At 54.4% G+C, this 14,038-nt stretch carries 10 protein-coding genes and 1 pseudogene; 8 read left to right on the top strand and 3 right to left on the bottom strand.

What is annotated here, in order from left to right; all coding sequences use genetic code 11:
- Positions 1–327 precede the first annotated feature (327 nt).
- Positions 328–1,335 (top strand): adenylate/guanylate cyclase domain-containing protein, encoded by a 1,008-nt coding sequence (locus tag ACMHLQ_RS16220; protein WP_415401732.1) that lies wholly within the window; start codon positions 328–330, stop codon positions 1,333–1,335.
- 279 nt (positions 1,336–1,614) lie between these two features.
- Here ACMHLQ_RS16220 and ACMHLQ_RS16215 read toward each other — a convergent pair whose 3' ends face one another.
- Entirely contained in the window at positions 1,615–2,625 is a 1,011-nt protein-coding gene (locus ACMHLQ_RS16215) for an alpha/beta hydrolase family protein (protein ID WP_415401731.1), read from the bottom strand.
- A 225-nt stretch (positions 2,626–2,850) separates the two neighbouring features.
- Between ACMHLQ_RS16215 and ACMHLQ_RS16210 the strand changes: the two genes are divergently transcribed.
- Entirely contained in the window at positions 2,851–3,483 is a 633-nt protein-coding gene (locus tag ACMHLQ_RS16210) for a tyrosine-type recombinase/integrase (RefSeq protein WP_415401730.1), read from the top strand.
- Positions 3,484–3,688: 205 nt separating this feature from the next.
- Here the strand turns inward: ACMHLQ_RS16210 and ACMHLQ_RS16205 are convergent, their stop codons facing one another.
- Positions 3,689–4,120 carry a calcium-binding protein gene (locus ACMHLQ_RS16205; protein ID WP_415401729.1) on the bottom strand — a complete coding sequence of 144 codons (432 nt, stop codon included), beginning with the start codon at positions 4,118–4,120 and terminating at the stop codon, positions 3,689–3,691.
- A 44-nt stretch (positions 4,121–4,164) separates the two neighbouring features.
- Positions 4,165–5,052: pseudogene (locus tag ACMHLQ_RS16200) on the bottom strand (calcium-binding protein); the annotation flags it as partial.
- Positions 5,053–5,445: 393 nt separating this feature from the next.
- Between ACMHLQ_RS16200 and ACMHLQ_RS16195 the strand changes: the two are divergent.
- From ACMHLQ_RS16195 to ACMHLQ_RS16170, 6 genes are all read left to right on the top strand, one after another.
- Positions 5,446–5,925, top strand: coding sequence for a Hint domain-containing protein (locus ACMHLQ_RS16195; protein WP_415401728.1), 480 nt, complete (start codon positions 5,446–5,448; stop codon positions 5,923–5,925).
- A gap of 130 nt (positions 5,926–6,055) precedes the next feature.
- Entirely contained in the window at positions 6,056–6,874 is an 819-nt protein-coding gene (locus ACMHLQ_RS16190) for a hypothetical protein (protein WP_415401727.1), read from the top strand.
- 259 nt (positions 6,875–7,133) lie between these two features.
- Complete coding sequence (locus ACMHLQ_RS16185) at positions 7,134–7,565, top strand: hypothetical protein (protein ID WP_415401726.1); 432 nt, start codon at positions 7,134–7,136, stop codon at positions 7,563–7,565.
- A 33-nt stretch (positions 7,566–7,598) separates the two neighbouring features.
- Positions 7,599–10,532, top strand: a complete 2,934-nt coding sequence (locus ACMHLQ_RS16180) for a beta strand repeat-containing protein (RefSeq protein WP_415401725.1) — start codon at positions 7,599–7,601, stop codon at positions 10,530–10,532.
- Positions 10,533–10,534: 2 nt separating this feature from the next.
- On the top strand, positions 10,535–12,103 hold the full coding sequence (locus ACMHLQ_RS16175) for a Hint domain-containing protein (protein WP_415401724.1): 1,569 nt from the start codon (positions 10,535–10,537) through the stop codon (positions 12,101–12,103).
- A 720-nt stretch (positions 12,104–12,823) separates the two neighbouring features.
- Complete coding sequence (locus ACMHLQ_RS16170) at positions 12,824–13,969, top strand: helix-turn-helix domain-containing protein (protein WP_415401723.1); 1,146 nt, start codon at positions 12,824–12,826, stop codon at positions 13,967–13,969.
- Positions 13,970–14,038: the final 69 nt, after the last annotated feature.

Here is a 14,038-nt window from a genome sequence, read left to right as displayed (position 1 = left end):
CACTGTTCAAATCTAGATACGCTGCGCCGTTGCGGTGGTTATCGCTCTGTCCTGCCCTGCACAGGACTGCCGTCGGTTCGTAGCGCGTCACCCGAAACTTTGGGCTTATACTTGCCGTTCTCTGCTCCGCAGCGGCGGCATGCAGGGTCAGGCGGGGATAAGTTACTCGCGGCCCGAAGCTGCCACTGACCTTACAGTCTAATGCTGCGGCGCAGCTTCCCCTAAGCGGACATTAGAATTTCAGGGCTCCTACCAGCAGACCAAGCCGTTCACGCCCGCCATCGACTCTGATAGCAGAACAGTGAAATCTGGATCCTGGGGGAAGCCTTGATCGACAAACCAACAGCAACTTTTGCTTTGAAAGTTATTGCATTTTCGATGTGCATTGGCGCGCTCACGCCGCTTATCTTCGCAGATGGATACGAACGGCCAGTTGACGCAGTTGTCGGCGGAATGACCGGGCTACTCATTGGAGCAGGATGCCTGACGGTTGAACTCACCTTTCTGTCCAATCAATCGATCAGATGGCTCCGGCAAACCCCACTTGTCACCATCATTGGCTTTAGAACCATCACGTACAGTCTCATTATCGTTGTCGGGATAGTAGCACCCGCACGTGTGTTGCTTGATCAGAAACTGTGGCAGGAACCCGAATTTGCTTTCAACTTTGTGATCTCTGCTGCGATTGCTTCTGCCATTTCCACGTCGATTGAACTGCTTAGGTTGCTTGGCCGGGAAGCAACTTTGGCGATCTTCACGGGACAATATCGACGGCCTCGGTTGGAAAACCGAATTGTTCTTTTTGCGGACCTGGTAGGGTCGACCTCGCTTGCAGAGAGACTAGGAGAACTGAGGTTCCACGAGTTCCTCTCAGATGTTTCATACGATCTGTCTCTGCCCATCGAGAGCAATGGGGGCGAAGTGCATCGATACGTTGGAGATGCAGTCATTGTGACATGGTCGGCTGCGGACCCAAAAAACAATGAACGGAGTGTTGGCTGCGCAACTCAAATGCTCGCCGCTTTAGAGAGCAAGACCGAAGAATACATTACTCGATATGGGCAAGAGGCAAAGATCAGAGTTGCTTTGCACTGCGGGCCAGTTGCGGCGGGTGAGATCGGTACGTGGAAGAAGGAGATAGCTTTGCTAGGGGATACAATGAACACCGCCGCCCGGATCGAAAGCGCTGCCAGAGACTTCGGAGTGGAAGTAGTGATCTCGGATGCTGTTAAGGAACAACTGCCCAGTGAAGTGAGCAAGATGCTTAGTCAACTTCCCAATTACCATGCACGCGGAAAGTCCAATCAACTAGCGCTTTGGACCATTTCTGAGTGAACCAAACAGCGGATGGCGTTTAAGGACGCGACGGTCGGTTATCGGCAAAGTAAGCCAAGGTGTCCGTTCGAAGTGGGGTCTAGTTCACCCCCTCAATGGCGTGGACGGCCCAAACCTGCCGTTCGCCGACAGATCAGGATGCTGCGCTCGCAGCCCGCTTTGCGGTCATTCGCTGCAAATGCGAACTCCGGGCTTCGTCGAACTCACACATCGTGGACTGAAGCACCAGTTCGCCGCGCTAGCGCCAACGGCTGCTTTCACACCGTGAGATGGTCAAGCTTAACGTTTGCTTACTGTCGTCCTTAGGCTTTGAATAACGATTTCTGAGGCCTGTTCATGAATTATTCTTCGGTCCACACTCTCATGATCAGAAAAGATGTCCTCTTTCCCAATGAGCGACTTATCAGACGGAAAATCCAAGAATGTGTAGTGCCCCACGTTTCCGCCAAGGCAATGGAGATGAAACTTGTCGTTCTGGGAAACAAGCCAATCGGCGCAATGCTCTGATGGCGCTTCGTCATCGGCACCCCCGGAAAGGATTGCGACCGGCAACTGAAGTTCAGTGATTGATGTGGGAACGAACGAACGGATTGGTGGCGCAGGTGCAATCGCGACAACAGACTTGATCCGAACGTCTGAGTAATCATTTCCATGTCGTGCCCAAGACCCGCGGAACGCATCCGAAGTTTCCATCAGCGTCGGAATGCTTGCCGCCGCATCCGGGAACTCTCTCGGGCCATCTTCGGTAATCTCGTTGGCCCTGCGCCAGAGGTCAAACTCGTCCAAAGAAGTCTGCGCACCTGACAGGGCCAAGACCGTATGTCCCCCGAGAGAAAATCCGACTGCTGCTACTTGAGCGAGGTCCAGTCTGTTGGCGAAGAAGCCCTTCGATCCCATTTCTGAAAGCAGTACCGACAGGTCGGTCGCTCGTTCCCACCAGCAAAGAAAGCCCTCTGCGAGATAAGGCTCCGAGCCAGTGTTACCATGGTGATTTGCACCCAATACCACATAGCCAGCCGAAGCAAGCGCCCGCGCGAGCCAGCCAAGGCTCTCAGCCGTGCCACCAGTGCCATGTGATAACAGTATGATGGGAAACTTGTCTTTCGGTGGCAGAGTGGCTTCCCAGATAGCATTTCCAAGTTCAAAGAATTGGCCTTGAGGCCGCTCAGCGTTCTCTACATTTTCGACTGGATACCACGCTGACCAAGCGATTGGGCGATCTGCATTGTTTTGCCAGTTTGGCCGTGTCGCATCCCAAATCACGCCGGTTCGATAACCACAGATTGCCATTGCGAGTCTCCTTCATCAGCAACGCTCTGGAAATTTTTGAAAATTTTCAATGACTACGTTGCTCAGTGAGCCAGTTCAAAGAAGCTGACATTCGTGCACGGCGCAGCATTCGTCGATTTTGGGGCTCTGAACGGACCTCGGATGCACTGCAGCATCTCGTGATATGATGGAGTGTCAACGTCGGGTTGTCGTTGTGGGCGGGTATGGCGGATCGGAGGATCAGTCATGAAAACACCAAACCTACCTGCCATTCGTGCGCTTCGCCCCGCTTGGAACAAAGGCCGGATCGTCGGTCAGAAACGACCATTGAAACCAAAGCATGTCTGGGCAATTCGGGTGCGTCTTGAATTGGCCAAGAACCATCGCGACCTTGCACTGTTCAATATGGCTATCGACAGTAAATTGCGTGGATGTGACCTGGTGAAGATGAAAGTCGTCGATGTCATGGCGTCTGGCCAGATCAAGGAGCGGGCATCGGTTCTTCAGAGCAAGACGCAGAAGCCTGTGCGTTTCGAGATTTCAGAAGGCACGCGCTCCTCCGTCGAGAAGTGGATGGAAGACGAGTTGATGGTCGGTTCCGAGTATTTATGGCCAGGCCGTTTCCACGAGCGGTTACATATCTCGACGCGCCAATATGCTGGGATTGTTCGTGACTGGGTCACGTCAATCGGCCTTGAGGCAACGGCCTACGGGACCCATTCAATGAGAAGAACGAAGGTCACTCAAATCTACAAGAAGACCGGAAACCTTCGAGCGGTTCAGCTTCTTCTAGGCCACACAAAAATGGATAGTACCGTCCGGCACTTGGGCGTTGAGCTTGAGGATGCATTGGCGATCGCCGAAGCCATTGAAATTTAGAAACATCGGGCCGCCTTCACGGGCGGCCCAAATCGGCCAGTTGTGCCATCATCAACGCAGCAGTGCAGATTCCTACAAGCGGACCTTCGAAAAAAGACGATAAAATAGCTTCTTTCTAAATTTGGAGTGATGCAAGTTTTTAAGCAATCGTCCGCATTCAGTAATTTTCTTAATGCGCGCGCCTTTGTCTGAATGATCGCAAACGTTAGGCAGCCTGGAACATAACATCGTCTTGAGCAATTAATGCGGGTGAAACACTCTCAATATTCGCAAGATGTGCACCGCTGGTAGTCGACCCAAGCCACACGTCCGTGCCGCCATTCCCATCGGCAACGAGTGTAAGATCGCTGAATGTAGGAGCGGTTGTTCCCGCGTATTGAATCAAGAGAACATCGTCAGATGAGAAATCAGTGATGAACACAGCCCCTAGTGCGGCATCTGACACGGCGAAACTGTCGTTACCTTGCCCACCAGTGACGACATCACCGGCATCCCCAATGAGCAGATCGTCCCCCGTTCCGCCATCCAGAACGTCGATCTCTCCGTCTGCACCGTCCAGTGTGTCATTTCCTTGCTCGCCCGTGAGTGTGTCTGTGCCGCTTCCGCCTGAAATACTGTCATCATCGATTCCCCCCAAAGCTCATCATTGCCTGCTTGACCGTTAATAACGTCGTCGTCATCTGCTCCGAAAACCGTGTCGTTACCTGCACCTGCAAAAATGGTATCGCGGCCATTGTCCGGTCGCTGATCAGGGCCGGGGAAACCTGTGCCGTCATCTTCGATGTTGAGGTTGTCCGGCAAGCTTGGATCAAGGCCACCATAGACCAGATCATTTCCGTCCCTCGCTCGAATAAGGTCGCTGCCTTCCCCACCAATGACCGTGTCGTCGCCAGATCCGGCGTCAACGAAATCGTCGTCTACACCCGCATCAACATAGTCAGCCTGCCCGCCAGCGTGAATGACGTCCTCGTCATCACCTGTCAGGATCGTGTCTGATCCGGAACCGCCATTGACGGTATCGGCGTCATTCAAGGGGTCATCGTCGGCTTCGAACAGGAATGGGTAACCGCGATCCGGCAATGGGCCCTCCGTTCCGGACGTGTCGATGTAGTCGTTGCCTCTGCCGCCCTCTGCCTTGTCCGCGCCGTTGCCACCCGTGATCGTGTCATCACCGGCATTGCCCTGCAGGGTATCATCCCCGATATCCCCCAGTACGGTATCGTCGCCGGGGCCACCGGCGAGGCTGTCGTCACCGCCATTGCCGCGTACAAAATCGTTGCCCGCGTTGCCTTGGATCAGATCGTCACCCGCGAACCCACGCAAACTGTCATCGCCGTCTTCACCATAAAGTTCGTCGCTGCCAAGGTGGCCGGAGATGTCGTCATTGCCCAGACCTCCTCGGATGGTGTCCTCCCCGTTATCACCGCCAAGTGTATCGTCCCCGTCATATCCAAAAATCAGATCGTTCCCGTCAGCGCCGAGGATGCGATCATTTTCTTCGGACCCATGAATCTCGTCATCGTCCGCCGTCCCGACAAAGAGCGACCCCAAAGCGATAGAGCTCAGCATAGAAAGAAAAACCAACACAATAGATCCCCTTTGGCTTGATGGGCCATTGCCCGCGCATTCAGAGTCCACCATTTGCAGTCTTTGAGGTTCGAGTCTTTGGATGTCCGTCTCGAATTATTGTGTGTGTCGGAAACGACCGATTAGCGAAATCGCGTGTGCAGGCCACCGTGCTGAAACGTGCTCGGCCCAACCAAAATCGAGACGGACATCCAAAGACGCAGTGTCGAATGCCCTGTAAATATAGGCCCGCAGGTCCAGTACGTGGTGACGCATGATCGAGTGATGTTCAGGTGCTGTGCTGGCCTTTTTTGCATGAGACTGAGTGAACGAGGATGAAAAATGTCACGATCGCTAAGCGTAGCATCGTTGAGAGCGACAGGCAGTGCTGTTGACTTGAAGCGCAAGATCGGGTTCGCCTCCGGGACCCAAATCCTCACGTTAAGAGGTGAAGTGGCGATTGAAGCTTTGAAGCCGAATGATCGCGTGATCACGTGGTCGGTTGGTGCACGTAGCATGCAATCGCTGCAGGTAAGACTGGTTCATGCAACTGAAGCCATCAAGGGTATCTGTATCAAATCAGGCCGCTTTGGCACACATCTGGACCTGCACGTTGGACCTGACCAACCCATATCACCCACTAATCCCGGTGTAGAGAGAGTGACGGGACGCCCGGGGCCAATGGTTGCCGCGAAAGATCTCATCGATGGGTCAACTGTCTACTACACTGACAAGCGATGCCGCCAGTTTTGGTCGATGGAGTTTGAGACTCAAGACATTGTCTATGTGAACGGAGCCAAGGCGGTCGCCTATGCAAGCGACATCGATGAATGTTTCGCGCAATCTCACGTTCCTGCTCCCACACGCATCATGTGAAGGCTCTGATGCGCAGTCAATTTTGTAAATGCGCGACGGCAGAAGACAACGATCCGGTTGTGACCGGTGACAGTAGCATCCGAGTTTCTCGGCAATACTGGAAGAAATCCCGCGGTGTCAGGGCCCTAGGATGAGGCGGCTGCTTGAGGAAGGCACCGAACAGTCCAAGCAATACTTTCGTCAAGGCAAGCTTGAGACAATGGATGCGCGATCGCTGGCACTTCTGGTCTCCACTATAAGGTACCTTGCCAACTTCGGTCCCCTCTCTTCCGTACAACTCAGCCGGATTTTGAACGTCTCACATGACGGAACGTTGCGTATTCTCAAAGTTTTTCAGAATTTCGGTTATGTCCGAGAACGTTACTCTGACCAGAAATTCGAGCTGACAAAAACCCTTGTTACCAGTTTTCAACGTGAGCAGGCGGATCCATTCTGTGTCAGAGAGGTGGATGCAATTCTGTCGACAGTTGCGACATCCAAGGCGGTGTCGCTGATTGTCTGGAACCGACAGACTACTTCGAAATTCCAGATTTTTGACTGCGTGGATACCCCCGAGGTTCGAGCGCTGAAAACGAGATCCTCCGCCTTGGCCTTCAAAATCAGGAGCGTTTTGACTGACATTCCGCTTGATGATGCGCCGCTTTTCAAATTGCCTTTTGACATGTTCAGGCATGTGTCAAATGCATTCGTGTACCGAACTCGGAGAGTAGGAGTGGAGGCTTCGGTGCCCTGTCGCAGAAAGGGAGACGTGCTGTATTGCAAAGTCGTTTTACCTGGGGATCGTGCCCAAGACTTTGCCTTTGTATTCTGGGTGCCTGCTGACAATGCGGCGGCGCAAAGTCGGTTCAGGTCACTTTGCGCCTGTTTTTCAGCGGCACGCAGCCAAAACGCTCTCGCCACTCTCCAAGACTTAAACCACCTTCTTGGCGACCTATGGCCAAGAGAATGAATAGCCGCCGCCAGGGCAAACGCAAGTGACGCAACCGGCTTATCGAAGGCAGGGCCTCGGAGCCTTTCTTAGCCATGCTGGACACTCAACCGTTTGAACGCAGGAAACAGCACAGACAGGGCCACCACATCGGCGAGAGAGCCAGTGCAATCAGGGGTGGCATTTGAGTGGCGATTCGCCACGCGTTCAAATTTGCTTACAAAAAAGAGCTAATTCGCCGAAAAGTAGACCGTTGTTTCCAATTGAAACACAGCGGTCTGTGACCCCGGCTCTGCGCTGTTCCAAATACCGTGTGTTCAGCTTTCTCCGAGACGCCCATCCAAAGATCGCCGCGCCCCCGAACGCTATTCTGATCTCCGCAAAATTGAACATTCGTACAGAGTGGCAATCCCCCATTGCCCGCAGCGGTAGAGGAAAAATGGCTGATACAATTGAAGAAAAAAACGGTGAGACAGCAGCGCGGCAGTCCGAAGTGACGATCACGTTGTCGAGCGAGGTTTTGGCCGGTCTGCGGACGCGCGTGGCTTTTCGCACGGTTGGTGACGTCCAGACATTGGTCGCCGATGCGCTGAACTCATACGTCCTTATCGGGCAACTGACTGAAAGCGGTGCCGAGATTTTTGCGAGGCAACAGCCGGATGGCGACTTCGTGCGCCTTCACTTCCCCTTTGATCCTGCGCCTGACGCGTAGCCCAACACTAACGTCGAAAGCGAGGATTGGCCTATGGCGATCACATCTTATAGATTTTTGGGCGAAAACCCGAATGATACTGCGGGCCTGTCGAGCAAATCTGCGGGTGATTTTGACGGGGACGGGCTTGATGACCTGATCATTGGCGCGAACCAATCCGATACTGGCGGCGCAGAAACAGGGTCTACCTATCTTGTTTCGGCCGCAGATCTTGAGTCTGCGGATGCAGCAGATGGCACTGTGGATGGGGTCATCAGCCTGGAAAATGTGGGCGCCCAAAACACGTCCTATCAATTCGTGGGTGCCGAGCTGGGGGACAGGGCCGGTATTTCCGTCTCTTCGGTCGGGGATATCGATGGTGACGGAGTGGATGATCTGTTCATCGGAGCGTTTGGAAAATCCGAAGGCCCCGTTTTGGATGGCGGAGCCTACTTGATCTCAGCCGGTGACCTGGCTGCGGCGGATGCTGCAGATGGCAGTGCGGATGGGATCATCGATCTCGGCAATGTTGCCGATCAATCTGGGTCTTACGAGCTGCTTGGAATTGATCGAACCTCATTAGGTGACACAGGAAGCGCGGTCGCGTCCGCCGGAGACGTGGACGGTGACGGTATCAACGAATTGCTGATCGGCGGCGCCGTAAACAATACCTCCAATGGCGACGGCAGCGGTGAGGCTTTTTTGATCAACACAACCGATCTGGCGGCTGCGGATGCCGCAGATGGGACTGTTGATGGTATCGTTGATCTGGAAAACATCGCGAACCAATCCGGGTCTTATCAAATCCTCGGGCCTGGCGATGGCGGCCGGCTGGGAACCGAATTTGCTTCGGTCGGAGATATTGACGGCGATGGCTTGGATGACTTTCTTATCGAGGCATCATCAACCAATCTGAGCCCTACTCCTGGAGAGACTTATTTCGTATCTGGCGCTGACCTTGCGGCGGCGGATGCCGCGGATGGGACGGTCGATGGGATTATCGACGCGGGCAATATCGCTGCTCAAGATGGATCATACCAAATCAGCGGAAGCATCAGCGCCGTGTCTTCGGGTGATGTGGATGGTGACGGGGTTGGCGAACTGCTTCTTTCCACAGATACTGGAGTCGCATCCTACATCCTCAATGCGTCCGACCTGGCTGCCGCCGACGCGGCCGATGGCACATCGGATGGGGTGATCCAGCAAGCCAATATTGCGGCGCAAAGCAATTCATACCAATTCATCGAACCTACCTCGCCCTTCTCATTCGTAACCGAGGTTGCGTCCGCAGGCGATGTAGATGGCGACGGTATCGACGACATCCTCTTTGGAGGTCCTTTCTTGGATGCCGGTGGAGAAAACGCAGGCGGGGGTTTCTTGCTTTCCGGAGCTGAACTGGCAGCCGCCGATGCCGCAGATGGGGTCGTGGACGGCATCATCGATCTCAATAACATCAATGATCAGGACGGCTCCTACCAGTTCATCGGGACAGGCCCCGGTTCAGAATTCGGTCGAGAGGTCGACACTGCCGGTGACGTCGATGGCGATGGATTGGCGGATTTCTACATCTCGGCGCCAAACGATTCCATCAACCCCACCACAACCGGTCCCGGGCAAACCTTTCTACTGTCCGGTGCAGATTTGGCGGCCGCAGATGATGACGGCACAGGTCAAGACGGCATTATCGATCTCAACAGCATCTTCTACGACGGCGTTGTCGAAGGCACCGCTGGCGCAGATCGCATCGGCGTCGACTATCTGGGTGACCCGGAATTGGACCGTGTCGACAACAACGACAATGCGGCACGCAACAATGACGATGTGATTCAAGCTGGCGCGGGTGATGACACGATTGTTGCCAGCCTGGGCGACGACACGATCGACGGGGGCACGGGGCGCGATACCTATCAAAGCACCGATGAGTTCAACACAACGTCATACAGCTTCACTAGCGACGACCTCGGAGGTTTTGCCGGGCATGATGTTGCGTCTGCCGGGGATGTGGACGGCGATGGTATCGCGGACTTCATAATTTCAGCGATCAACGCGGACGCGAACAGCGGCACCTTCGCCATTAACGGAGAGACCTATCTTGTCCTGGGCAGGGATCTCGCCGCACTTGACGCTGATGGGGATCATGAAATCTCCCTTGGTGATGTTGCAGGGACGGGTGGATCGTATCAGTTCAACGGCGCAGACATGGACGACCAGTCCGGCGTCTCCATTTCCTCGGCTGGAGATGTGGACGGCGATGGGCTGGATGATCTGATCATTGGTTCCAGTATTGCCGATGGCGGTGGCTTCAATTCTGGCGAAAGCTACTTGATTTTGGCCAGAGACCTTGCTGCACTTGATGGCAATAGCGACGGCGAAATTGACCTCGGGGATGTGGCCGGAACCGGCGGATCCTATCAATTCAATGGTGATGGCTCGAGAGATAACGCAGGCATCTCTGTTTCTTCCGCAGGAGATGTTGACGGTGATGGGCTGGATGATCTGATCATTGGTGCCAGTGGTGCCGCTGGCGGTGGCTTCAATTCTGGCGAAAGCTACTTGATTTTGGCCAGAGACCTCGCCGCTCTTGATGGCAATGGCGACGGTGAAATTGATCTGGGCGATGTCGCGGGGACTGGGGGGTCCTATCAATTCACGGGCGCGTCAACCGCTGACGATGCCGGTCGTTCAGTTTCATCGGCCGGGGACGTGGATGGCGATGGGCTGGACGATCTGATCATAGGCGCAGGCCGAGCGGATGGCGGCGGTGCAGAATCTGGTGAAAGCTATCTGATCCTGGGCAAAGACCTCGCCGCCCTTGATGGAAATGGAGACGGCGAAATTGATCTGGACGATGTCGCGGGAACCGGGGGTCTTATCAATTCACTGGCGCGAATGCGCATGATTTTTCCGGTCGGGATCTTTCCTCTGCGGGGGATGTCGACGGCGACGGGCTGGACGATCTACTTGTCAGCGGCGACCAGAGTTACCTGATCTTGGGCAGGGACCTTGCGGCGCTGGACGGCAATGGCGACGGCGAGATTGATCTTGGCGATGTCGCAGGAACCGGCGGCTCGTATCAGTTTGTCGAAACAGTCGGCAGTACCTCTGGCTTTGTCGCCTCCTCTGCCGGGGATGTGGATGGCGATGGGCTGGATGATCTGATCATTGGTTCCAGAGATGCCGACGGCGGTGGCGGCAACTCGGGCGAAAGCTACCTAATACTTGCAAAAGACCTGGCAGCGCTGGATGGCAATGGCGATGGCGCAATTGATGTCGGCGACGTCGCCGGAACCGGAGGATCTTATCAGTTCACCGGAGCAGATGGGGCTGACCGGGCTGGATTTTCCGTTTCTTCAGCCGGCGATGTAGATGGCGACGGTTTGGATGATCTGCTGATCGGCGCGCGTGGTATTACAGTCAATGGTACGCAAAACACCGGTGGGGGTTATCTAATCTCAGCCGCCGATCTGCAGACACTGGATGCGCTCGACGGTAGCGTCGATGGCAATATTGATCTGGGTAACGTGGTTCGTCGTGATGAAACGATAGACGTTGACGTGAACGATGACGGCAATGGCACAGCCACGGGAAGGTACTACTCCGGCACAGATACCCTGACATCGGTCGAGAATTTCGTCGCGGGCGAAAACGCGGACGAGGCTGACACGATCACCATCTCTGATACCGGCACCGGGTACACCACCGCGGACATATCGGGATTGGATGACAACGCGGTTGGGGTGTTCACGCCAACAGGCGGAAACCCATCGATTGCCTTCGGTCCTGGCACGGGCACGGTTTTCAGCGACGTAATCGACTCAATTGAAAACGGGCCTAATGTTCAAGGCGGGACCTTCCAGATCACTGGCGGCGATGAAGATGGCCAAGTTGGCAACATCTCGTTCGAGAACTTTGAAAACATCAACTTCAATGTTGTCTGTTTTGCGCGTGGAACCCAAATTGCCGCTCGCGAAGGCCTGACAGAAGTCGAAGCGTTGGTTCCGGGGGACTTTGTGCTGACCATGGATCATGGGTTCCGTCCGATCCGTTGGATCGGTTCGCGTCGGCTTGATGCAATTGACCTCGAGATGCATCCCAACCTCAGGCCCATTCGCATTCGTGCGGGCGCGTTAGGATGTGGGTTGCCCGAGCGTGACTTGCTTGTCTCTCCGCAGCATAGGGTACTTGTTCGGTCCGTCATTGCAGAGCGTATGTTCGGCATGCGTGAAGTTTTGATCGCTGCCAAAAAATTGCTGGTTCTGGACGGGTTTGAAGTAGACACCGTAGTCGAGGGTGTGGAGTATTTTCACATGCTGTTTGACGAGCACGAGATTGTCTTCTCCAATGGCGCGCCAACCGAAAGCCTCTTCACCGGACCGGAAGCCTTGAAGGCCGTGCCGCCCGCCGCAAGAGACGAGATCATGGTACTGTTCCCGAAGCTACTTGATGAGGATTTCGAGCCGCAATCAGCGCGGCCAATTCCGAAAAGTGGCATGTCCATGAAAAAACTTGCAGAGCGTCACCACTCAAACGGAAAACCAATCCTGTCCGTCGGGCACTGAGCCTACAGAAGGTGGCGCATTAGCGCCATCTCAACACCCTACAGCCTCGTCCTGCGGTTTGGCGAAATAGGCATCATGCCCGTCTATAGGTTTCACCTAAAGGCCAATGATGGGCTTCCCCGGCATTGGTCCACCCACTTGCCGCGACCGGAACACAGATTGGACCAAGGGCACGTCAAGCGCATCCTTTCCTATCGAGACGACATCCTCCCAAGGCGACGTCCCGTGGCACCCAGACCCAATTCGGAGAACATAGTGTCTACTTTTGGCCGAGCGTCTTTCCAGAAATTTTGCCCGAATCGACTGCAAGTTGTGCACGACCGGCGCTCACTTTGGATGTGAGTCTCAGAGTTTGTGGACCACACCTTCACAAGTGTGTGGGGTTCTAAAATCCTGAAAAACAGACCCCAATATTAACCGAACCCAAGCGCTATCCCTACTTGTCCAAGCGGGTTTTCCTTTTTGGGACAGGGGGATGGCCGAAAAAAAAGACCAGTATTCCTACCGACCTGATTTTGCAGACGTCGGACAAAAATGAAGGTATAAATTGAGGTATAATATGTTGGAAATTAAGCGCCGTCATTATCACCAACTGGCTTTGTCCCCGCCAAAGTCCGATCTAGCCCAACTGACCGCCACGACATACTCGGCATGGAAGTCAGCAATTCAAGACAGAACTTCGTTTGCACTTAACCTTGCGCACTTGATGGAGCGGAAGCCATGACAAGTAACACCGCGTTACCATCTGCCTGCCTTGATCTTTCGCAATTCGAGCCCTCGGATCGTTGGGATGTGTGGCGTGAGTTTCACAAGGGTTTGATGGATGTCGAACCGAACATCGCCGATCCATCGACGATGCGCGCCAAATCAGATTTCTACAGCTGCGGGCAGACGATTGTTGGCCGGAACACGCATGATGCCACCTTTTTTCATCGCAACCCTCGGGGTTTACCCCTCCAGTCCGAAGAGCGGTTGATACTGTCTTTGAACTACAAGGGTGTGACCAAAAGCGTGATGAGTGATCGCAGCATGGAGTTTTCACCACTGCGTTTTACGCTTTTTAACTTCGATCAGTCGATCAGCTGCAACACTGCAAGCTGCGACTATATCTACATCTCGATGCCGTTTTCCGAGATCGGTTACGATCCCTCCAAACATCAAGAGTTCATGCAATTTGATAGGGCGTCGCCAGCCGGTCGCGTCCTGCTGAGCAACCTCGAGATGATGCTGGAAGGCATTCCACACAGCTCCACCGAAGATGCGATGGCAATGGGAGACGGGTTCTGTGGCTTGCTCAAGGGGCTGATCAGCCGAGACCTGCGTCATGAAACGGTCCAAAGACAATTCACCCAATCGCGCGAGGTGGCTGCGCGTCGTTTCATCGAAGAAAACCTGCGAGATGTCAGTCTGGACACAGACATGATTTGCAACGTGATCGGCATTTCGCGGGCAGTGCTCTACAGGATGTTCGAAGCCGAGGGTGGGGTGAAACGTGCTATTTTTCAGAAGCGTCTTGAGCGCTCGCGCGTCGAGCTTGCCAAAACCGAACCCAAACGCGGCGCGGTTGTAAAAGTTGCCAAGCACTGGGCCTTCACAGACCAAGCACACTTCGCCAGGTTGTTCCGCGAACGTTTCAATGTCCGGCCGAGCGATGTTCTGGGGTCCGATCTGGCAAGCCCGGCTCCATACATCACAACGCCCAAGAAACTGAAGTTTCAGTTCAATCCGCTGATTAACCTCTACGAGGGGAACAGGGACAGACTTCCCACCCCTGCGAACAAACAAACCAACATCCAACTGAAAGAAACCTACGCGCAAAAAACTGCGCGGTGCCGCCCTGGTTTTCCAGCGAAGTCGTCTGCTTGACCCTGGCCGGTTTTGAGGCAGTCGAGGTTAATACTGCTGCCTAATGTCACTAGCCGGCGTGACTGAAGA

The sequence above is a fragment of the Tateyamaria algicola genome (assembly GCF_047715485.1).
Classification (GTDB): domain Bacteria; phylum Pseudomonadota; class Alphaproteobacteria; order Rhodobacterales; family Rhodobacteraceae; genus Tateyamaria.
Note: the sequence above shows the minus strand (reverse complement) of the source record. Positions and strands in the feature narration are given on the sequence as shown.